The organism is Pseudomonas sp. p106 (genome assembly GCF_003936645.1).
In the GTDB taxonomy this organism is placed as follows: Bacteria; Pseudomonadota; Gammaproteobacteria; order Pseudomonadales; family Pseudomonadaceae; genus Aquipseudomonas; species Aquipseudomonas putida_E.
In genome coordinates this window covers 187,840-206,572 of record NZ_RHQR01000007.1, presented here as the reverse complement: position 1 = coordinate 206,572, position 18,733 = coordinate 187,840, and the positions used below count along the sequence as shown (strand labels likewise).

The window sequence follows — 18,733 nt, the reverse complement described above, 5'->3', positions numbered from 1 at the left end:
AAAAAAATCGTGAAAAATCAAACCCGCTCAAACGGATACCGTTTGAACTTAAAGTGATTTATTAAGAGTAAGATCTTTTCGGTATTACAAACGCGCTCTGCTATCGATCGAGCAGAAGGGAGGAGAGGTGGAGAGTCGATCTGTAAGCCGGGTTTTGTCGAGGACAGTCATTCCTCTACGACGGCCATCACTGGACGCCTCTAGCAACCTACCCGGTTCCGACGCGGGCCACGCCTGATGGAACCCTATTTGGTCTTGCTCCGAGTGGGGTTTACCTAGCCACGAACTGTTGCCAGACGTGCGGTGCGCTCTTACCGCACCTTTTCACCCTTACCGGCACCGAAGTGCTTAGGCGGTTATTTTCTGTGGCACTTTCCGTAGGCTCGCGCCTCCCAGGCGTTACCTGGCACTCTGCCCTATGGAGCCCGGACTTTCCTCCCCCCGCCGTTACGCAACAAAAGTTGCGGAACAAAAGCAGGCAGCGACTGTCCGATCGACTCTCCGGCGCCAAGGTTAACGGCAGCTGCGCTCAAGAACAAGCAATACCGCAACTATATCAAATTGCCACTACTGCGGTTTCTGCTTTTCCAGTGCCGCCTGATACAACAGGTTCTTGCGCACACCGGTGATCTCGGCCGCCAAGGCCGCCGCACGCTTGAGCGGCAACTCGGCCAGCAGCAGGTCCAGCACACGCTGCGCTTGAACACTGATCGCCGCCTCACCTTCCGGCGCACTCCAGCCACCGACCAACACCACGCACTCGCCGCGCTGCTGGTTACTGTCACCCGCCACGAACTCGCACAACTCTGCGAGCGGCAACCCTTTGAGGGTCTCGAAGGTTTTGGTCAGCTCACGTGCGAGCAACGCCGGGCGCTCGGCACCGAACACCAGCTTCATATCCTCCAGACACTCAAGAATACGATGAGGCGCTTCGTAGAAAATCAACGTGCGCGGCTCCTCCTTCACCTGTTCGAGCCGGCCACGGCGACCGGCGCTTTTGGCGGGGAGGAAACCTTCGAAAATGAACCGATCGGAGGGCAGCCCGGCCGCCGAAAGCGCGGCGATCAGCGCGCAGGCGCCAGGCACAGGCACCACATCGACGCCTGCGGCTCGCGCCTGACGCACCAGGTGGTAGCCAGGATCGGAAATCAACGGTGTACCGGCATCGGAAACCAACGCCACATCCTCACCGGCCAACAGCTTGGTGATGAATCGCCCGCCTTCGTCCCGCTCATTGTGCTCGTGACAGGCTGCCAGCGGCGTATCGATGCCGAAATGCTGCAGCAGGCGGATCGAGTGCCGGGTGTCCTCGGCAGCGATCAAGGCGACGTTGGCCAGCACCTTCAATGCCCTGGCGCTCATGTCGTCGAGGTTGCCAATGGGGGTTGCGACCACATACAGCGTCCCCACGGTGGATTTCGAAGCCCCTGCCACATCAGTCACTGCGCACACCTGCCTTTCGGATCAAAGGCGCCATTGTAGCCCGAGCGCCGGTAACAGGGCGCAAAGAACTTCACCTGCGGCCACGTCAAGTACACCTATAGTGAAGGTTCCCGTTCAGCAACATCGCGCCCCGGCCAACGCTTGGGTACAATTGCCGGCCAACTTGATCGAGTAACAGGACCTTTACATGATCGCTTGCCTGCGGCTGCTCACAGCCCTCTGCCTCGCTGCCCTGCTGGCAGCCTGCGCCAGCTCGCCCTCATCCAGCCTCGGAGAGCTGCCACGCACGCCGGACGCCAGCATCGAGCAACTGCTCGAAAAAGCGGCGGCCAGCACGTCTGCCGAAGATGCCGCCCTGCTGCGCCTGAGCGCTGCCGACCTGGCTTACAAGCAGAAGGATTACCCGCGCGCCGCACGCATCCTCGAGCAGGTCCCCATGGATACGCTCAAGCCCGCCCAACAAATCTTCGCCGCCACACTTGGCGCCGAACTGGCCATGAGCCGCAACCAGCCCAAAGCCGCCCTCAGCGCCCTCTCGCACAGCAGCCTGCAGCACCTCGCCCAACTGCCGGCAGAGCAGCAGGTGCGCACCTATGGCGTCCACGCCGCCGCCCTTGAAGCCGACGGCCAGGCCCTGGCCGCTGCACAACAGCGCGTAATGCTGGCCCCACTGCTCAGCGGCCAGGCTGCCAGCGCCAACAATGACGCGATCTGGGCCCTGGTCGCCTCGCTGCCGGCAGAGCAACTGCAGCAGCCCGCCGGCGACCAGACCCTGGCCGGCTGGACCAGCCTGGCCCTGGCCGTGAAAAGCGCCGGCACCCTGGAGCAGCAACAGGCCGCCATCGAAACCTGGCGCAAGCAGCACCCCGACCACCCCGCGGCACAGCAGCTGCCATCGGCTCTGGTCAAGCTCAAGGAACTGGCAAGCCAGCCGCTGACCAAGATCGGTCTGCTGCTGCCCCAGGAAGGCCCGCTTGCCGGTGTCGCCCGCGCCCTGCGTGACGGCTTCATGGCCGCGCACTTCCAGGCCCAGCAAGCTGGCCAGCAAGCGCCGGCCGTACAGGTGTACGACAGCTCACGCATCGGCTCGCTGGACGAGTTCTATCGTCTGGCCCAGGCCGATGGCGTGCAACTGGTAGTCGGCCCCCTGGAAAAAGCGCTGGTAAAGAAACTGGCCGCCAATGCGCAGCTGCCCATCACGACCCTCGCCCTGAATTACGCCGACGCCGGCCAGAACGCCCCACCACAACTGTTCCAGTTCGGCCTGGCGGCTGAAGACGAAGCCCGCGAAGTCTCGCGCCGCGCCCGCGCCGACGGCATGGTTCGCGCAGTGGCCCTGGTGCCGAGCGGTGAATGGGGCGAACGCGTGCTTGCCGCGTTCCGCCAGGACTGGGAAGGCAATGGCGGCACCATCATCGCCGCCGAGCGCATCGCCCAGCCGGTCGCCCTGGCCCAGCAGATCGCCAACCTGTTCCAGCTGCGCCAGAGCGAAGGCCGCGCACAGAGCCTGCAAAGCACCGTGGGCGGCACCATTGCCGCGCAGCCATCGCGCCGCCAGGACATCGACTTCATCTTCCTGGCCTCGACCCCGCAACAGGCGCAGCAGATCAAACCGACCCTGAACTTCCAGTACGCTGGCGACGTTCCGGTCTACGCCACCTCGAATCTTTACAGCGCCAGCGGTGACGTCAACCAGTACAAAGACATGAACGGCATTCGCTTCTGCGAAACCCCGTGGCTGCTCGACACCACCAACAGCCTGCGCCAGCAGGTGGTTCAGCAGTGGCCACAAGCCGCTGGCAGCCTCGGCCGCCTGTATGCAATGGGTGTAGACGCCTATAGCCTGGCGCCACGCCTGGGCCAGCTCAAAGCACTGCCGGACAACCGTGTACAAGGCCTTTCCGGCAGCCTGAGCATGAGCGCCAGCCAGCGCATCGAGCGCCAGCTGCCATGGGCTGAATTCTCTGGCGGCCAGGTCAAGCGCCTGCCCGATACCATCCGCTGATGCCCCAAGCATCGCCAACCAGCGCCGGCCAGGCCGCAGAAAACCAGGCCCTTGAGTTTCTTCAAGGGCAAGGCCTGCAACTGCTGACGCGCAATTGGCGATGCAAAGGCGGCGAGCTTGATCTGGTCATGCTCGACACCGATACAGTAGTATTCGTCGAAGTCCGCTATCGGTTGCACGCGGGCTTCGGTGGCGCCCTGGGCAGTATCGACGGGCGCAAGCAGAAGCGACTGGTGCATGCCGCCAGCCTTTTTCTGCTGAAGGAGTCTTGCTGGGCCAACCACCCTTGCCGCTTCGATGTTGTCGCCTTGCAGGGTAGCCACCATGCAGGCAGGCCGCTTCAATGGCTGAAAAACGCCTTCGAATGCTGAACCCACTCCCCTATTTTTGCTCTATGTTTCGCGGGCTGGTCCCTGTTGCGCGTAGCAAAGGCCACCGCCCCACTTAAGGTCACCAGATGGACATGCAATCCCGAATTCGCCGGCTGTTCCAGGCCAGCATCGATACCAAGCAACAGGCAATGGACATCCTGGCACCGCACATCGAGCAGGCCAGCCTGGTCATGGTCAATGCGCTGCTCAACGAGGGCAAGATGCTCGCCTGCGGCAACGGCGGCTCGGCCGGCGACGCCCAGCATTTCTCTTCGGAGCTGCTCAACCGCTTTGAGCGCGAGCGTCCGAGCCTGCCGGCAATCGCTTTGACCACCGACAGCTCGACACTGACCTCGATTGCCAACGACTACAGCTACAACGAAATCTTTTCCAAGCAGATTCGCGCCTTGGGCCAGCCCGGCGACGTCCTGCTGGCGATTTCGACCAGCGGCAACTCGGCAAACGTGATTCAAGCGATCCAGGCGGCACATGATCGCGAAATGATTGTCGTAGCATTGACCGGGCGTGACGGTGGCGGCATGGCTTCGCTGCTGTTGCCCGAGGACGTGGAGATCCGCGTACCCTCGACGGTCACTGCACGCATCCAGGAAGTCCACCTGCTGGCGATCCACTGCCTGTGTGATCTGATCGACAGCCAACTGTTCGGGAGTGAAGAATGATCCCCAAGCGCCTCGGCCTGATGGCCCTGACCCTGTGCCTGAGCGTCACCGGCTGCAGCTCGGTACTGACCTCGACCCGCAATTCGCCGATCGAGGATGATCGCGGCACTCGCACCATCGGCAGCAAGATCGACGACTCGTTGATCGAAACCAAGGCCGCTGTAAACATCTCCAAGGCCAACCCTGATCTGGACAAGGGTTCGCACATTGTCGTCAGCAGCTACAACGGCATTGTCCTGCTCGCCGGCCAAACCCCGCGCGCCGACCTGAAGAGCCTGGCCGAGCAGACTGCCAGCCAGGTGCAGCGGGTCAAGCGGGTGCATAACGAGCTGCAGGTGATGCAACCCTCCTCCATCCTTGCGCGCAATAACGACGCCTGGCTGACCACCAAGATCAAGACCCAGATGCTCACCGACAATGCCGTGCCCAGCTCACGCATCAAGGTCATCACCGAGAACGGTATCGTCTACCTGCTAGGCCTGGTTACCCGGCAGGAAGCCAACTCCGCCACTGCCGTGGTACAGGGCGTGTCGGGCGTGCAAAAGATCGTCAAGCTGTTCGAGTACATCGACTGATACGCTTGCCTGCACCGGCCCTCGCATACCGGTACAGGCATCCTAATGGCTCCACCTTCAGAACTTCAGGAAACACCGCATGAAAAAGCTTCTGCTGCCCGCCCTGTTGATCGGCGCCTTCGCCACCCTGGCCGGCTGCTCCACCCCTAGCCTGATCACCCTGAACGACGGTCGCGAATTCCAGACCGTTGACGAACCACAGTTTGATCAGGACTCCGGCTTCTACGAGTTCCAGCAGCTCGACGGTAAACAGACCCGCGTTAACCGTGACCAGATTCGCACCATCAGCGACCTGTAACCACCACCGTGCTGCAAAGAAAAAGGCGACCCAACCGGATCGCCTTTTTTGTTACTTGACCACCTTCAGGCTCGGCCGACCACTCGGGCGCGGCGGCTGCCCCCCACCTTCCGGCGGGCCATCATCATCCGGCTCGACACCCTCGTCTTCCAGCTCTTCACCCTCCATCAACGGAGGCTCCAGCTCGAAGACCATGCCTTGGCCGTTCTCCCGGGCATAAATGCCCAGAATCGCGCCGACCGGCACGAACAACGAGTGGGCAACGCCACCGAAGCGCCCCTCGAAGCTCACCGCGTCGTTGTCCATGTGCAGGCTGCGCACGGCACTTGGGGAAATGTTCAGGACGATCTGGCCGTCACTGGCGAAACCTTGCGGCACCTGGACTGCCGGATATTCGGCATTGACCAGCATATGGGGCGTGCAATCGTTGTCGACGATCCACTCGTACAGTGCTCGAACCAGATAGGGGCGACTGGAGTTCATCAACGGCTCCTTAAAGCTTGCGCATTTCACGTTCAACGGAGGACAGGCTCGCCAGGAAAGGCTCACGGGCGAACTGCCGCTCCATATAATCCAGCAGCGGCTTTGCTTGCCGCGGCAATTCGATACCCAGTACCGGCAAACGCCAGAGTATGGGCAATAGACAACAATCGACCAGGCTTTGCTCATCGCTCATGAAACAAGCGAACTCGTTGAACAATGGCGAGACGCCCGTCAGGCTCTCACGCAGTGCCTTGCGCGCCTCGGCACGAGCGGCATCACTGCTGCGCGAATCGAGCACGGTATCGGCCAGCGCGCACCAGTCACGCTGAATGCGATGCATCAACAAGCGGCTGTTACCACGCGCCACCGGATACACCGGCATCAGGGGCGGATGCGGATAACGCTCCTCGAGGTATTCCATCACCACGGTCGATTCATACAACGCAAGATCGCGGTCGACCAGGGTCGGCACGCTGCCGTAAGGGTTCACTTCACCCAGCTTGGGTGGCAGACGACCGGGATCGACGTCGATGATCTGCACGCTGACACCTTTCTCGGCGAGAACCAGGCGTACCCGATGAGAATAATGGTCAGCGGGGTCGGAATAGCAGGCTAACCTGATGGTCGCGCCCATGTAGCGCCTCCTCGCATGGGGATGCTTGTGAAACTGCAAATGCAAACGCGCCCTGGAGGCCCCTTCGCATACACGAGGGAGCGCCCAGGGCGCGTTCAACTACCAGAAACTACTGCGTGATCAGTGCACGTCCTTCCAGTATTCGCGCTTGAGCAAGTAGGCGAACACGAAGAAGAAGGCCAGGTACAGCAACACATACGTGCCGATGCGCTGGCTTTCCAGTTTGACCGGGTTGGCCGAATAGGCCAGGAAGGTCACCAGGTTCTTGACCTTCTCGTCGAACTGCTCAGGCGTCAGGGTACCGGAATTCGGCGTGATGGTCAGCTGGTCACACGCTTCATGGGTCAAAGGGCTGCCGGTCAAGGGGTCGAATTGCTTCTTGCCATCGACCACCATCTGCACCTGCTTGCACCCGATCACCTGATTGCCCTGCAGCCCGACCAGCACATTGGGCATACCGACATTCGGGAACACCTTGTTGTTAACCCCGTAAGGTCGCGACTTGTCCTCATAGAAGCTGCGCAGGTAGGTGTACAGCCAGTCGGTACCACGCACCCGGGCAACCAGGGTAAGGTCCGGTGGCGCAGCACCGAACCAGGTCTTGGCGTCATCGGGCTTCATGCCGATGTTCATGTGGTCGCCGATCTTGGCACCCGTGAACACCAGCTTCTCCAGCATCAACTCATGGGGTATTCCCAAGTCATCGGCTACGCGCTCGTAACGCTGGAACTTGGCACTGTGGCAACCCATGCAATAGTTGGCGAAAGTCCGTGCGCCATCCTGCATCGCAGCCTTGTCCGTCAGGTCGATATCGACTTTGTCCAGCTCCAGCCCCGGTCCGGCAGCAAAGGAAAAGGCAGGCATCACTGCCAGCAAAAATACTGCAATCAACTTTTTCATCAGCCAGTCACCCTTTCCGGAACCGGTTTGGTCTTCTCAAGCCTTGTGTAGAACGGCATCAGCAGGAAGTAGGCGAAGTACAGCACGGTGCACACCTGCGACAGCAGCGTGCGACCTGGCGTAGGTGCCAGCACCCCCAAAATGCCGAGGATGACGAAGGAAATGCAGAACACCAGCAGGAAGACCTTGCTGATCCAGCCCTTGTAGCGCATGGAGCGTACCGGGCTTCGATCGAGCCAAGGCAATACGAACAGCACGGCGATCGCCGCCCCCATGGCGATTACGCCCATAAGCTTGTCGGGCACCGCACGCAGAATCGCGTAGAAGGGCGTGAAGTACCAGACCGGCGCAATATGCTCAGGCGTCTTGAACGCATTGGCCTGTTCGAAGTTGGGTTTTTCCAGGAAGTAACCGCCCATTTCCGGGAAGAAGAACACTACCGCACAGAACACGAACAGGAACACCACCACGCCGACAATGTCCTTGACGGTGTAGTAAGGGTGGAACGGAATACCATCCAGCGGGATGCCGTTTTCGTCCTTTTTCTTCTTGATATCGACCCCGTCCGGGTTGTTCGAACCCACCTCGTGCAGGGCCAGGATGTGCAACACGACCAGCCCGAGAATGACGATCGGCAGGGCCACGACGTGCAGCGCGAAGAAGCGGTTCAGGGTAATGCCGGAAATCAGGTAGTCACCACGAATCCATTGGGTGAGATCGTCGCCGATCACCGGAATGGCACCGAACAGCGAGATGATCACCTGCGCCCCCCAGTAAGACATCTGACCCCACGGCAGCAGATAGCCCATGAAGGCCTCGGCCATCAGCGCCAGGTAGATCAGCATGCCGAACAGCCAGACCAGTTCACGTGGCTTCTGATAGGAGCCATAGAGCAGGCCGCGGAACATGTGCAGGTAGACCACGACAAAGAACGCCGAAGCACCGGTGGAGTGCAGGTAGCGCAGGATCCAGCCGTACTCCACGTCACGCATGATGTACTCGACCGAAGCGAAGGCCTCCTCCGCCGAGGGCGTGAAACTCATGGTCAGCCATACACCGGTGACAATCTGGTTGACCAGCACCAGCAGGGCCAGCGAGCCGAAGAAATACAGGAAGTTGAAGTTCTTGGGCGCGTAATACTTGCTCAGGTGCTCTTCCCACATCTTGGTGGCGGGGAAGCGAGCATCAATCCAGTCCATGAACTTGCTCATCATGCTTTCTCCTGGTCGACGCCGATGACGACGATGTCATCCGACTCGTAAGAGTGCGGCGGCACTGGCAGGTTGAGAGGCGCTGGCTGCGATTTGTAGACACGCCCCGCCAGGTCGTAGTGGGAACCATGGCAGGGGCAGAAATAGCCGCCCACCCACTTGGGCCCCAGATCGGCGGGCGCGACTTCCGGGCGGAAGGTCGGTGAGCACCCAAGGTGAGTGCACAGGCCCACGAGAATGAGGATTTCCGGCTTGATCGAGCGTACCTGGGGGTCGACGTACTCCGGCTGTACGGAGGCCTTCGATTCAGGGTCGGCGAGCTCGGCAGTGACTTTTTTCAGGTTACCGAGGATCTCATCCGTTCGCCGCACGATGAACACAGGCTGGCCACGCCATTCCGCAACCATCTGCTGCCCAGGCTCAACCTTGGCGATGTTGACCTTCACCGGTGCCCCGGCCGCCTTCGCCTTGGCGCTGGGAAACCATGACCCCACGAACGGTACCGCAGCCCCCACTGCCCCCGCTGCCCCGACCACGGATGTCGCGGCTACGAGGAAGCGGCGCCGGCCTGCGTTGACGCCGTCATTGCTCATTCAGTCCTCTCCCATCAGCTTGCTTGGCCTGTTGGATCAGGCCTGTACTTAGGTAATGTCTGTGGCACCCCAAATTGGCCGCCATGGTAAGAAACAAATCCACACAGTGACAAGGTGATTAACCCAGGTATGGGCTACAACCCTCGCTTTGCTTGATCTGCGTCTATGCGACAGGACACCACGGACATGCTGACAGGTTAGTTCAAGCCATAAAAAAAGCCCGGTTCCAAAGAACCGGGCTTTTTTCGACTGCCGAAGCGGTATTAACGCTTGGAGTACTGAGGACGCTTACGCGCTTTACGCAGACCCACTTTCTTACGCTCGACTTCACGAGCGTCGCGGGTGACGTAGCCAGCACGACGCAGGGCGCCACGCAGGGTTTCGTCGTATTCCATCAGAGCGCGGGTGATACCGTGACGGATCGCACCGGCTTGACCGCTGACACCACCACCGGCAACGGTGACGTAGATGTCGAACTTCGCGGTGGTCTCGGTCAGCTCCAGCGGCTGGCGAACAACCATACGAGCGGTTTCGCGGCCGAAGAAGGTGTCCAGAGGACGGTTGTTGATGGAGATGTTACCAGTACCCGGACGCAGGAAAACGCGAGCGGTTGCGGTCTTGCGACGGCCAGTGCCGTAATTTTGAGTCGCCGACATAATGAACTATCCCGTTAGATCTTCAGTTCTTGAGGCTGCTGAGCAGTGTGTGGGTGAGCAGCACCCGCGTACACTTTCAGCTTACGGTACATGTCGCGACCCAGCGGGTTCTTCGGCAGCATGCCTTTGACCGCGGTTTCGATAACACGCTCAGGGGCCTTGGCGATCAACTTCTCGAAGTTGATTTCCTTGATACCGCCCGGGAAGCCGGAGTGGGAGTAGTACATCTTGTCGGAAGACTTGGCGCCAGTTACACGGATTTGCTCGGCGTTGATGACGACGATGTAGTCGCCGGTGTCAACGTGAGGAGTGTATTCTGGTTTGTGCTTGCCACGCAGACGGCTAGCGATTTCGGTAGCCAGACGACCCAGGGTCTGGCCAGCGGCGTCGACTACGAACCACTCGCGCTTTACTGTTTCCGGTTTAGCAGTAAAAGTTTTCATTCTCTAAAGCCTCAGAGGCCGCCCAGCGAAAAATAGACGGCGAATCTTACTGGATAGTGCACAGCTTGCCAAGGGCAAGCGCGCAGCCGAACACAGACGCTTTTGGGGGCTCGGGTCGGGCACGCCAATGTTCGACGGGGTTCTTCCTGCGTGGTGGTGCATCACTTCCGCCACACGGAGAGGGGCCGAATTATCCAGATTGCGCGAAAAATTTCAACCTGCTTTTATGGGTGTCTTTGCCAAGGAGTGTTTTCCCGATGGAATACCGCAAGCTCGGCCGTACCGATCTCGATGTCAGCGCCCTGTGCCTGGGCACCATGACCTGGGGCGAGCAGAACGACGAGGCCGAGGCCTTCGCCCAGATCAAACTGGCCAAAACCAGCGGGGTCAATTTTATCGACACCGCCGAAATGTATCCGGTGCCGCCCCGCCCCGAGACCTATGCCGCCACCGAGCGCATCATCGGCAACTGGTTCCGCCAGCACGGCGACCGCGATGACTGGATTCTCGCCAGCAAGGTCGCCGGCCCCGGCAACGGTATCAGCCACATCCGCGACGGCCAGCTCAAGCACAACCGCCAGCACATCGTGGCGGCGCTGGATGCGAGCCTTGAGCGCCTGCAAACCGACCGTATCGACCTGTATCAGCTGCACTGGCCGGAGCGCAGCACCAACTTCTTCGGCAAGCTGGGTTACCAGCACCTGCCGCATGACCTGTTCACCCCCCTGGAAGAAACCCTCGAGGTGCTCGACGAGCAGGTGCGGGCAGGCAAGATCCGCCACATTGGCCTTTCCAACGAAACGCCGTGGGGCACCATGAAGTTCCTGCACCTGGCCGAAACCCGCGGCTGGCCCCGGGCGGTGTCGATCCAGAACCCGTACAACCTGCTCAACCGCAGCTTCGAGGTGGGCCTGGCGGAAGTGGCCATCCGCGAGCAGTGTGGCCTGCTGGCCTACTCGCCGCTGGCCTTCGGCATGCTGTCGGGCAAATACGAGAACGGCGCCCGGCCGGAAAAAGGCCGCCTGACCCTGTTCAGCCGCTTCGCCCGCTACTCCAACCCGCAGACCGTGGCGGCCTGCAGCCGCTATGTGCAACTGGCCCAGGCACACGGGCTGGACCCGGCACAAATGGCCCTGGCATTCGTCACCCGCCAGCCCTTCGTGACCAGCAACATCATCGGTGCCACTGACCTGGTACAACTTCAGAGCAACCTCAAAAGCCTGGAGCTGAACCTGAGTGATGAGCTGCTGGCGGCGATCGAGGCCGTTCATCAGGAGCAGCCCAACCCGGCACCTTGAACAAAGCTGCAAGAAAAAGCAGAGCGGTGTCGCAGCCTCTGCTTTTTTCTTGCCGCTTGCAGCTCGACAAAAAACATAAGACGATCCAGCCGGTGATTGACCACTCTACCCTATAAGAACAATGACAATGATGTTTACCCAACCCTCCGCGTCATTGCGGCGCGTCAGCATCCTGGCCATTGACAAGGTGTTCGCTTCGACCTTGATGCAAGCCAAGGACTTTTTCCACCTCGCCAGCCTGCGCTACAGCAAACAGCTGGGCCTGGGCCTGCAGCCCATGTTCGAGATCTGCCTGGTGAGCCCCGACGGCCAGCCGGTGGACAGTTTCAGCAATGTGCAGTTGCCGGTCGATGGCGGCCTGGACGACGCCGATGTGATCATCCTCCCAGCCTTCTGGGAAGACTTCGACAACCTGCTGCAACGTTATCCGCAAGTGCTGCCTTGGTTGCGCGAGCAACATGCCCGCGGCGCCGTACTCTGCGCTGAAGCCAGCGGGGTATTCTGGCTGGCCGAGTCCGGCCTGCTCGACGGCAAGGAGGCGACCACCTACTGGCGCTTCTTCACCAGCTTCGCCGAGCGCTACCCGAAGATCCGGCTGAACCAGGACAAGCACCTGACCGACGCCGACAACCTTTACTGCGCCGGCGGCACCACCTCGGCCTGCGACCTGTACATCTACCTGATCGAACGCTTCTGCGGGGCCAACGTGGCCCGCGCCGTGGCCCGTGACATCCTCTACGAAGTGCAGCGCAACTACACCCCTGGGCGCATGGGTTTCGGTGGGCAGAAGCTGCACCAGGACCTGATCATCCTGCAGATTCAACACTGGCTCGAGGAGCACTTCGCCGACAAGTTCCGCTTCGAGGATGTGGCCCGCAACCATGGCATGAGCATCCGCAACTTCATGCGGCGCTTCCAGGGCGCGACCGGCGACAAGCCGCTGCACTACCTGCAGCGGCTACGGATAGAAACAGCCAAAGGGTTGCTGTCGAGCACACGCAAGAGCATCAAGACCATCAGCTATGAAGTCGGCTATGACGATGCGAGTTTCTTTGCGCGGCTGTTCCGCCAGCACACGGAGTTGTCGCCGAACCAGTATCGGCAGCAGTTTATGCAGGAAGCCTGAATTCAGCCCAAGCGACCATCTGTAGGAGCGGCCTTGCCGGGGCGCCGGACCGGTCGGAAAGGGGCGCGCAGCGGCCCCAGGTTCTGTGGCGCAACAAAAAACATCGGGGCCGCTGCGCGACCCTTTCCGACCGGTCCGGCGCCCCGGCAAGGTGCTCCTACAGCGCAAGGACCTCAGGGCTTGTGCGCGCGGGCCAGGAATTCGTGCGACTGCATCTCCAGCAACCGGCTCAAGGTGCGCTGGAACTCGAAGCTCAGGCGCCCACCGGTGTACAAATCCTTCAGCTCTACCTCGGCCGAAATGATCAGCTTGACGTTGCGGTCGTAGAACTCGTCCACCATGTTGATGAAGCGCCGGGCGATGTCGTCGGTGGTGACGCCCATCTGCTCGACGTTGCTCAACAGCACGGCATGGAAAATCTTGCCCAGTTCAATGTAGTCGTTCTGGCTGCGCGGCCCGTCGCACAGGGCGCGGAAGTCGAACCAGGCGACATCGTCACAGGTACGCAGCGCATGGATCGGGCGGTTCTCGATCATCAGCACGTCATTGTCGACGGCCTGGGTGCACTCGGGTGTCAGCGCCTTGAAGCTCGCACGCATGCTCTGCTCGGCAGCCTCGTCGAGCGGGAAGTGGAACAGTTCGGCCTGCTCCAGGTGACGCAGGCGGTAGTCGACCCCGCTGTCGACGTTCACCACGTCCGTATACTGCTTGATCATGGCGATGGCCGGCAGGAAGCGCGCACGCTGCAGGCCATCCTTGTACAGGCCGTCGGGGACGATGTTGGAGGTCGCCACCAGCGATACGCCGTTCTTGAACAGCTCTTCCATCAGGGTGCCGAGGATCATGGCATCGGTGATGTCGGAGACGAAGAATTCGTCGAAACAGATCACCTTGGCTTCATCGCTGAAGCGCTTGGCGATCAGGGTCAGCGGGTTCTTCTCGCCCTTGAGGGTTTTCATCTCCTCGTGCACCCGCTTCATGAAGCGGTGGAAGTGCGTACGCATCTTCTGCTTGAACGGCAGCGCTTCATAGAAGGTATCGACCAAGTAGGTCTTGCCCCGGCCTACCCCGCCCCAGAAATACAGGCCTTTGACCGGCGTCTGCTCCTTCTTGCCGAACAGCTTGCCGAACATGCCCGGCTTGTTGTTCTGCGCGTGCACCAGGTCGTCGTACAGGCGCTGCAAGTGACGCACCGCAGTTTCCTGCGCCGCATCATGGAAGAAGTCGGGACGTTTCAGATCTGCTTGATATCGTTCTAGGGGCGTCATGATTTCGTTAGCGAGGCAACAAAAAACGGGCCGTCACTGTAGCGACCGGCCCGCCTAATGGCAATCAGACTTGCGTCAAACTGTCTCAGTCCTGCTGCGGCGCCAGGGCCTCACGCAGGCTTTGAACGGCCATGTCACGGGCCTGGGCACTGGCAAACTGCGGCCCGTCGGCAACCTGCTCGCCGTTCAGCCACAAGCTGAAGCCCAGGCCTTCGACACGCACATCGGCGTCGCCGCCCTGCTGCAACTGCTTGCTCACCGCACCCGCGCTCTTGCCGTCGGCGAAGCTGCGAGACAACAGCAGTTGCTCGCCATCAGCGGCCAACAGGCGGAAGCGGAAGCTGCCGTCCTCGTCACGGAAGCTGACGAAGCGTGCGCTCTTGACGGCCTTCTTCTTCACCTCTGTAGTGGCCTGCACGCTGCTACGGAACGAGCGCAGGCCAACGGCCTCGCGCAGTTGCTCGAGGAACGGCGTGGCGGTCTTGCGGGCCTTGGCAGCGCCGGCCAGCAGGATGTCTTCCAGGTCCGACGGGCGGGAAATCAGTTGGTGATAGTGCTCACGCTTCTCGGCCAGTTGCCCGTCAAGCAGCTGGAACAGGCGCTGCTTGGCCTCGCCCCAGCCCAGGCCCTGCAGCAGTTCTTCGCGAAACTCGGCGCATTGCACCGGCGTCGAGAAGGCCTGGAACAGGGTGAACAGGTGCGCGTTGTCCGGGTCTTTCGCTTCGCCAGGTGCACGCGAGTCGGTGACGATGCGCGAAATGGCGTCCTTCATGTCCTTGGCGCTGGAGAAAAGCGGGATGGTGTTGTCATAGCTCTTGGACATCTTGCGCCCGTCCAGGCCAGGCAACGTCGCCACACTTTCTTCGATAACCGCCTCTGGCAAGGCGAAGAAGTCCTTGCCTTGGCCGAACAGGTGGTTGAAGCGCTGGCCGATGTCACGGGCCATTTCCACGTGCTGGATCTGGTCGCGACCGACCGGCACCTTGTGCGCGTTGAACATCAGGATGTCCGCCGCCATCAGCACCGGGTAGCTGTAAAGGCCCATGGTCACGCCGGCGTCCGGGTCTTCGCCATTTTCGAGGTTCTTGTCCACCGAAGCCTTGTAGGCGTGCGCACGGTTGAGCAGGCCCTTGGCCGCGACGCAGGTGAGCAGCCAGGTCAGCTCGGGAATCTCGGGAATATCGGACTGACGGTAGAAGGTCACTTTGTCCGGGTCGAGGCCGCCGGCCAGCCAGGTAGCAGCGATTTCCAGACGCGAGCGCTGAATGCGCAGCGGGTCATCGCACTTGATCAGGGCGTGGTAGTCGGCCAAAAAGTAGAACGAGTCGGCCCCCGGCTGCTGGCTGGCGACGATCGCCGGGCGAATGGCACCGGCGTAGTTGCCCAGGTGTGGGGTACCGGTGGTGGTGATACCAGTGAGAATGCGCGTGGTCATGGGTGTTCGCTTATTCAGGCTTGGCTCAATTCGAAAGGCGCGGCAGCAGCAGATCCTTCAGATCGGTCAGCTTGCCATGGAAGAAGTGTCCGCATTCTGCCACTTTCAGCAGCTCATGGGGGCGCGACAGCGCGTCAGACCATTCGTAAACGAGCTGCGGTGCAACGACTTCGTCGGCATCTGGCTGCACCACGGTGATCGGGCAGCGCTGCGGCAAGGGGAACTCTGCAGTCAGGCGCATCACGGCCGGGGCAATCATGAACAGGTGCTGCAGCGTGACGTCGGCGCTCTCAAGGCGCCCGGCCAGGCTGGTGGCGACAAAGCCGCCGAACGAGAAGCCCATCAACACCAGCGGCAGGTGCGGGTGTTTTTCGCGCAACCAGGCTGCGGCAGCTTGTGCGTCGGCCACTTCACCAGCGCCCATGTCATGGCTACCCGCGCTCTGGCCAACACCGCGGTAATTGAAACGCAATGTCACGTAGCCAGCGTCGCGTGCCGTGCGCTGCAGGGTAGAGACCACCTTGTTGAGCATGGTGCCACCCTGAACCGGATTGGGGTGGCAGATCAGCACCGCGCCACGGGCGTCGGCCACGTCCAGGTACAAGGCTTCCAGCTGGCCGACGGGGCCATCGATGAACAAGGGGGTTTCGCGGACAAGCAAGGCACTCACTCCGTGACCTCGAAGGGGGTCGATTCGTCTAGGGTAGGAATTCTGTTCTGATTTGCGATCGCTCGCGGTATACAGCGCAGGTCTGAGCCGTTAACGTAAAGCAAAGCCGTTTATAGAGGAAGGACTCGTGGAACTCTCGCTCCTTGTTTGGTTGTTGCCAACCCTGGCCCTGGTCATCGGTGTGGCGGTCGGTTTCATCGTGGCCCGCCTGCTGCCCAATGCTGCGCCGACCAACACCCAGCGCCAACTGGACGACATCCAGAAGCGCTTCGACAGCTACCAGAACGAAGTGGTCACCCACTTCAACAGCACCGCAATGCTGGTCAAGAAACTGACCCAGAGCTACCAGGATGTCCAGGATCACCTGGCCGAAGGCGCCAATAGCCTGGCCCTTGATGAAGTCACTCGCCAGCGCCTGCTGGCTGCACTGCACTCCGAGTCGGCCCAGGCACCACGTGACCGCCTGACGCCGCCGAAGGACACCGCCGAAGTACCGCGCGACTATGCGCCAAAAGCGCCGAACTCGCCGGGCATGCTTGACGAGAGCTACGGGCTCAAGCGTTGATCTGCTGAACACGTAAAAGGCCTCGTAAGAGGCCTTTTTTGTGGATGCCGTTTTCCTGCCCGTGCACGACCCAGTGTAGGAGCGGCCTCGCGCCGCGAACGGGCTGCAAAGCAGCCCCGGCAATCTTGCAGGATGGCTGAAATCCGGGGGCCGCTGCGCGCCCCTTTCGCGGCACAAGGCCGCTCCTACAGATGCCCCAGCGCCTGCTCGATGTCCGCCAGCAGGTCTTGCACATCCTCCAGCCCCACCGATAACCTCACCAGCCCCTCCGATATCCCGTGATGCGCCCTCTCCTGAGGTGTGTAGCTGGAATGGGTCATGCTCGCCGGGTGCTGCGCCAGCGACTCGGCATCCCCCAGGCTTACCGCACGGGCAAACAGCTGCAGCGCATTCATGAAGCGCCGCCCGGCCTCGATCCCGCCCTTAAGCTCAAAGGCAATCATCCCGCCCGGCAAACGCATCTGCCGCTGTGCCAGTTCGTACTGGGCAAACGACGGCAACCCCGGGTAGTGAATCAGCTCCACCTGCGGCTGCCGAGCCAGGAACTGCGCCACCTGCAGTGCATTGGCGCAGTGCCGGTCCATGCGCAGTGCAAGGGTCTTGATACCGCGCATCAATAGCGAAGCGTCATGCGGCGAAAGCACAGCCCCGGTCATGTCTTTCAGCCCTTCCAGGCGAATGCGGTCGACCAGCGCCTTGCGCCCCACCACCAGGCCGGCGGTAATATCGCCATGGCCACTAAGGTACTTGGTCGCCGAATGCACCACCAAGTCCGCCCCAAGCTCCAGCGGCCGCTGCAGATAAGGCGTGCAGTAGGTGTTATCGACCACCACAAGCACATCACTGCCTTGCACTGCCTCGACGACGGCCGCTATATCCACCAATTGCATGTTGGGGTTGGCCGGCGTTTCGAAGTAGATCATCCGCGTTTTGCCGTTGATCGCCGCTTTCAGGGCCTTGGCATCGTTAAGGTCGACATGGCGAATCTTGACCCCGAACTCGCCGATGCCATGGTGCAGGAACGCGAAGGTGCAGCCATACAAGGTGCGCCCGACGATCAACTCATCACCAGGCCGCAGCAGGGTCCAGATGGTCGAAGTGATGGCGCCCATCCCCGACGCCAGCGCCAATCCCGCCTCACCGCCCTCCAGCGAGGCCATGCGCTGCTCAAGCAAGGCCAGGGTGGGGTTGGAGATGCGGCTGTAGAAGTGCCCCGCCTCCTCCCCGGCGAAGCAGGCAGCACCGTATTCGACAGTCGGGAAGGCATAGGTAGCGGTCTGGTACACCGGTGGCACCAGGGCACCACCGTGGGAAAGCGGGTCGTAGCCATGGTGAATGGCCCGTGTGGAAAAACCGGTGTTGTTATGGGAGTCGCGCATCGCAACAGCCTCTTGTGGTTTGTTATAAGCTTATGCCACCGAGCTGCCTGATTTTTTCCAAAATAGCCCACGCATCTGCGTGCTTGCTGGAACAAAAACAACAATTAACGGACCAGGAGGGCAAAACATGCCTTCAAGCCTCGACCGCACCGACCGCGCCCTACTCGCCGCCTTACAGGACAACGCCCGCCTCACCGTCGCCGAACTCGCCGACCAGGTAGCCCTGACCACCTCGCCCTGCTGGCGACGGGTCAAGCTGCTGGAAGACAACGGCTACATCACCGGCTACCAGGCCATTCTGTCGCCCAAATCGCTGGGGTTTGGGGTGACTGCCTTCGTCAGCATCATGATGGACTCGCACACCAAGGAAATGGCGCTGGCGTTCGAGCAGCGGCTGATGGAAATCCCCGAGATCGTCGCCTGCCACAACATCTCCGGGCGCTATGACTTCCTGCTGGAAATCCTCGCACGGGACCTGGAGTCGTTCGGCGAATTTACCCGCGAAGTGCTGCAGCGCTTGCCCGGGGTGAAGGAGATCTATTCGAGTTTTTCCTACAAGGCAGTTAAGGAAAAACGCGTGATCCCCGTGTCGGAAACGCATATCTGAATGAGATCTTTCAAGCCGGTAGGAAGGCTCCTACTGGTTGACAGGCCGTGCCTGACATACGGGGAAAACCGCCTGGAGCACGCTGACCATGTA

21 protein-coding genes and 1 other RNA gene are annotated in these 18,733 nt (G+C 61.0%); 9 read left to right on the top strand and 13 right to left on the bottom strand.

The window, feature by feature from the left end; all coding sequences use genetic code 11:
- Positions 1-127: 127 nt before the first annotated feature.
- Both rnpB and rsmI read right to left on the bottom strand, forming a co-directional pair.
- Positions 128-501, bottom strand: an RNA gene (gene rnpB / locus EGJ09_RS11670) — RNase P RNA component class A.
- A gap of 66 nt (positions 502-567) precedes the next feature.
- The gene (rsmI, locus tag EGJ09_RS11665; RefSeq protein WP_046784848.1) at positions 568-1,443 is read right to left on the bottom strand and encodes a 16S rRNA (cytidine(1402)-2'-O)-methyltransferase; all 876 of its coding nucleotides are present in this window, start codon (positions 1,441-1,443) and stop codon (positions 568-570) included.
- A gap of 187 nt (positions 1,444-1,630) precedes the next feature.
- On the opposite strand from rsmI, the gene EGJ09_RS11660 reads away from it, so the two are divergent.
- The 5 genes from EGJ09_RS11660 (at position 1,631) to EGJ09_RS11640 (ending at position 5,372) form a co-directional block, all read left to right on the top strand.
- Entirely contained in the window at positions 1,631-3,448 is a 1,818-nt protein-coding gene (locus EGJ09_RS11660; RefSeq protein WP_125923876.1) for a penicillin-binding protein activator, read from the top strand.
- Positions 3,448-3,819, top strand: coding sequence for a YraN family protein (locus EGJ09_RS11655; RefSeq protein ID WP_046784846.1), 372 nt, complete (start codon positions 3,448-3,450; stop codon positions 3,817-3,819). The genes EGJ09_RS11660 and EGJ09_RS11655 overlap by 1 nt, the downstream gene beginning before the upstream one ends.
- An 86-nt stretch (positions 3,820-3,905) precedes the next feature.
- Positions 3,906-4,499 carry a phosphoheptose isomerase gene (locus tag EGJ09_RS11650; RefSeq protein ID WP_008097558.1) on the top strand — a complete coding sequence of 198 codons (594 nt, stop codon included), beginning with the start codon at positions 3,906-3,908 and terminating at the stop codon, positions 4,497-4,499.
- Positions 4,496-5,074 carry a BON domain-containing protein gene (locus EGJ09_RS11645; protein WP_115273637.1) on the top strand — a complete coding sequence of 193 codons (579 nt, stop codon included), beginning with the start codon at positions 4,496-4,498 and terminating at the stop codon, positions 5,072-5,074. The genes EGJ09_RS11650 and EGJ09_RS11645 overlap by 4 nt, the downstream gene beginning before the upstream one ends.
- 79 nt (positions 5,075-5,153) lie before the next feature.
- A complete protein-coding gene (locus EGJ09_RS11640) occupies positions 5,154-5,372 on the top strand; it encodes a YgdI/YgdR family lipoprotein (RefSeq protein WP_046784845.1) in 219 nt (72 codons plus the stop codon).
- Between the two features lie 51 nt (positions 5,373-5,423).
- On the opposite strand, the gene EGJ09_RS11635 is transcribed toward EGJ09_RS11640, so the two are convergent.
- The 7 genes from EGJ09_RS11635 to rplM all read right to left on the bottom strand — a co-directional run bounded on the left by EGJ09_RS11635 (position 5,424) and on the right by rplM (position 10,292).
- Positions 5,424-5,855 (bottom strand): ClpXP protease specificity-enhancing factor, encoded by a 432-nt coding sequence (locus tag EGJ09_RS11635; RefSeq protein WP_046784844.1) that lies wholly within the window; start codon positions 5,853-5,855, stop codon positions 5,424-5,426.
- A gap of 10 nt (positions 5,856-5,865) precedes the next feature.
- Complete coding sequence (locus tag EGJ09_RS11630) at positions 5,866-6,489, bottom strand: glutathione S-transferase N-terminal domain-containing protein (RefSeq protein WP_046784843.1); 624 nt, start codon at positions 6,487-6,489, stop codon at positions 5,866-5,868.
- 120 nt (positions 6,490-6,609) lie between these two features.
- A complete protein-coding gene (locus tag EGJ09_RS11625; protein WP_012312852.1) occupies positions 6,610-7,389 on the bottom strand; it encodes a cytochrome c1 in 780 nt (259 codons plus the stop codon).
- Positions 7,389-8,600, bottom strand: a complete 1,212-nt coding sequence (locus tag EGJ09_RS11620) for a cytochrome bc complex cytochrome b subunit (RefSeq protein ID WP_042111179.1) — start codon at positions 8,598-8,600, stop codon at positions 7,389-7,391. Before EGJ09_RS11620 ends, EGJ09_RS11625 begins: the two co-directional genes overlap by 1 nt.
- Positions 8,600-9,193 (bottom strand): ubiquinol-cytochrome c reductase iron-sulfur subunit, encoded by a 594-nt coding sequence (gene petA / locus EGJ09_RS11615; protein WP_039604011.1) that lies wholly within the window; start codon positions 9,191-9,193, stop codon positions 8,600-8,602. Before petA ends, EGJ09_RS11620 begins: the two co-directional genes overlap by 1 nt.
- 263 nt (positions 9,194-9,456) lie before the next feature.
- Positions 9,457-9,849 carry a 30S ribosomal protein S9 gene (gene rpsI / locus EGJ09_RS11610; protein WP_046784841.1) on the bottom strand — a complete coding sequence of 131 codons (393 nt, stop codon included), beginning with the start codon at positions 9,847-9,849 and terminating at the stop codon, positions 9,457-9,459.
- A 14-nt stretch (positions 9,850-9,863) separates the two neighbouring features.
- Entirely contained in the window at positions 9,864-10,292 is a 429-nt protein-coding gene (gene rplM / locus EGJ09_RS11605; protein ID WP_008097538.1) for a 50S ribosomal protein L13, read from the bottom strand.
- A gap of 257 nt (positions 10,293-10,549) precedes the next feature.
- Here rplM and EGJ09_RS11600 point away from each other — a divergent pair, with 257 nt between their 5' ends.
- Together EGJ09_RS11600 and EGJ09_RS11595 are read left to right on the top strand one after the other, a co-directional pair.
- On the top strand, positions 10,550-11,590 hold the full coding sequence (locus EGJ09_RS11600; RefSeq protein ID WP_119688319.1) for an NADP(H)-dependent aldo-keto reductase: 1,041 nt from the start codon (positions 10,550-10,552) through the stop codon (positions 11,588-11,590).
- Positions 11,591-11,795: 205 nt separating this feature from the next.
- The gene (locus tag EGJ09_RS11595) at positions 11,796-12,716 is read left to right on the top strand and encodes a GlxA family transcriptional regulator (RefSeq protein ID WP_172655354.1); all 921 of its coding nucleotides are present in this window, start codon (positions 11,796-11,798) and stop codon (positions 12,714-12,716) included.
- Positions 12,717-12,889: 173 nt separating this feature from the next.
- Here the strand turns inward: EGJ09_RS11595 and zapE are convergent, their stop codons facing one another.
- The 3 genes from zapE to EGJ09_RS11580 form a co-directional block, all read right to left on the bottom strand.
- Complete coding sequence (gene zapE, locus EGJ09_RS11590; protein ID WP_039603943.1) at positions 12,890-13,984, bottom strand: cell division protein ZapE; 1,095 nt, start codon at positions 13,982-13,984, stop codon at positions 12,890-12,892.
- Between the two features lie 85 nt (positions 13,985-14,069).
- A complete protein-coding gene (locus EGJ09_RS11585; protein ID WP_046784839.1) occupies positions 14,070-15,419 on the bottom strand; it encodes a tryptophan--tRNA ligase in 1,350 nt (449 codons plus the stop codon).
- A 25-nt stretch (positions 15,420-15,444) separates the two neighbouring features.
- Positions 15,445-16,080, bottom strand: a complete 636-nt coding sequence (locus tag EGJ09_RS11580; protein WP_125923903.1) for an alpha/beta hydrolase — start codon at positions 16,078-16,080, stop codon at positions 15,445-15,447.
- A gap of 136 nt (positions 16,081-16,216) precedes the next feature.
- Between EGJ09_RS11580 and EGJ09_RS11575 the strand changes: the two genes are divergently transcribed.
- The gene (locus EGJ09_RS11575) at positions 16,217-16,654 is read left to right on the top strand and encodes a YhcB family protein (protein ID WP_012312843.1); all 438 of its coding nucleotides are present in this window, start codon (positions 16,217-16,219) and stop codon (positions 16,652-16,654) included.
- Positions 16,655-16,839: 185 nt separating this feature from the next.
- Here the strand turns inward: EGJ09_RS11575 and EGJ09_RS11570 are convergent, their stop codons facing one another.
- Positions 16,840-18,033: a methionine gamma-lyase gene (locus EGJ09_RS11570; RefSeq protein WP_125923875.1), complete on the bottom strand. Its 1,194-nt coding sequence runs from the start codon at positions 18,031-18,033 to the stop codon at positions 16,840-16,842.
- 127 nt (positions 18,034-18,160) lie between these two features.
- Between EGJ09_RS11570 and EGJ09_RS11565 the strand changes: the two genes are divergently transcribed.
- Positions 18,161-18,640: an Lrp/AsnC family transcriptional regulator gene (locus EGJ09_RS11565; RefSeq protein ID WP_039604488.1), complete on the top strand. Its 480-nt coding sequence runs from the start codon at positions 18,161-18,163 to the stop codon at positions 18,638-18,640.
- Positions 18,641-18,733 lie beyond the last annotated feature (93 nt).

Coding starts and splice junctions, on each gene's coding strand:
- EGJ09_RS11660 (WP_125923876.1), top strand. CDS start 1,631: ATGATCGCTTGCCTGCGGCTGCTCACAGCCCTCTGCCTCGCTGCCCTG.
- EGJ09_RS11655 (WP_046784846.1), top strand. CDS start 3,448: ATGCCCCAAGCATCGCCAACCAGCGCCGGCCAGGCCGCAGAAAACCAG.
- EGJ09_RS11650 (WP_008097558.1), top strand. CDS start 3,906: ATGGACATGCAATCCCGAATTCGCCGGCTGTTCCAGGCCAGCATCGAT.
- EGJ09_RS11645 (WP_115273637.1), top strand. CDS start 4,496: ATGATCCCCAAGCGCCTCGGCCTGATGGCCCTGACCCTGTGCCTGAGC.
- EGJ09_RS11640 (WP_046784845.1), top strand. CDS start 5,154: ATGAAAAAGCTTCTGCTGCCCGCCCTGTTGATCGGCGCCTTCGCCACC.
- EGJ09_RS11635 (WP_046784844.1), bottom strand. CDS start 5,855: ATGAACTCCAGTCGCCCCTATCTGGTTCGAGCACTGTACGAGTGGATC.
- EGJ09_RS11630 (WP_046784843.1), bottom strand. CDS start 6,489: ATGGGCGCGACCATCAGGTTAGCCTGCTATTCCGACCCCGCTGACCAT.
- EGJ09_RS11625 (WP_012312852.1), bottom strand. CDS start 7,389: ATGAAAAAGTTGATTGCAGTATTTTTGCTGGCAGTGATGCCTGCCTTT.
- EGJ09_RS11620 (WP_042111179.1), bottom strand. CDS start 8,600: ATGAGCAAGTTCATGGACTGGATTGATGCTCGCTTCCCCGCCACCAAG.
- petA (WP_039604011.1), bottom strand. CDS start 9,193: ATGAGCAATGACGGCGTCAACGCAGGCCGGCGCCGCTTCCTCGTAGCC.
- rpsI (WP_046784841.1), bottom strand. CDS start 9,849: ATGTCGGCGACTCAAAATTACGGCACTGGCCGTCGCAAGACCGCAACC.
- rplM (WP_008097538.1), bottom strand. CDS start 10,292: ATGAAAACTTTTACTGCTAAACCGGAAACAGTAAAGCGCGAGTGGTTC.
- EGJ09_RS11600 (WP_119688319.1), top strand. CDS start 10,550: ATGGAATACCGCAAGCTCGGCCGTACCGATCTCGATGTCAGCGCCCTG.
- EGJ09_RS11595 (WP_172655354.1), top strand. CDS start 11,796: ATGCAAGCCAAGGACTTTTTCCACCTCGCCAGCCTGCGCTACAGCAAA.
- zapE (WP_039603943.1), bottom strand. CDS start 13,984: ATGACGCCCCTAGAACGATATCAAGCAGATCTGAAACGTCCCGACTTC.
- EGJ09_RS11585 (WP_046784839.1), bottom strand. CDS start 15,419: ATGACCACGCGCATTCTCACTGGTATCACCACCACCGGTACCCCACAC.
- EGJ09_RS11570 (WP_125923875.1), bottom strand. CDS start 18,033: ATGCGCGACTCCCATAACAACACCGGTTTTTCCACACGGGCCATTCAC.
- EGJ09_RS11565 (WP_039604488.1), top strand. CDS start 18,161: ATGCCTTCAAGCCTCGACCGCACCGACCGCGCCCTACTCGCCGCCTTA.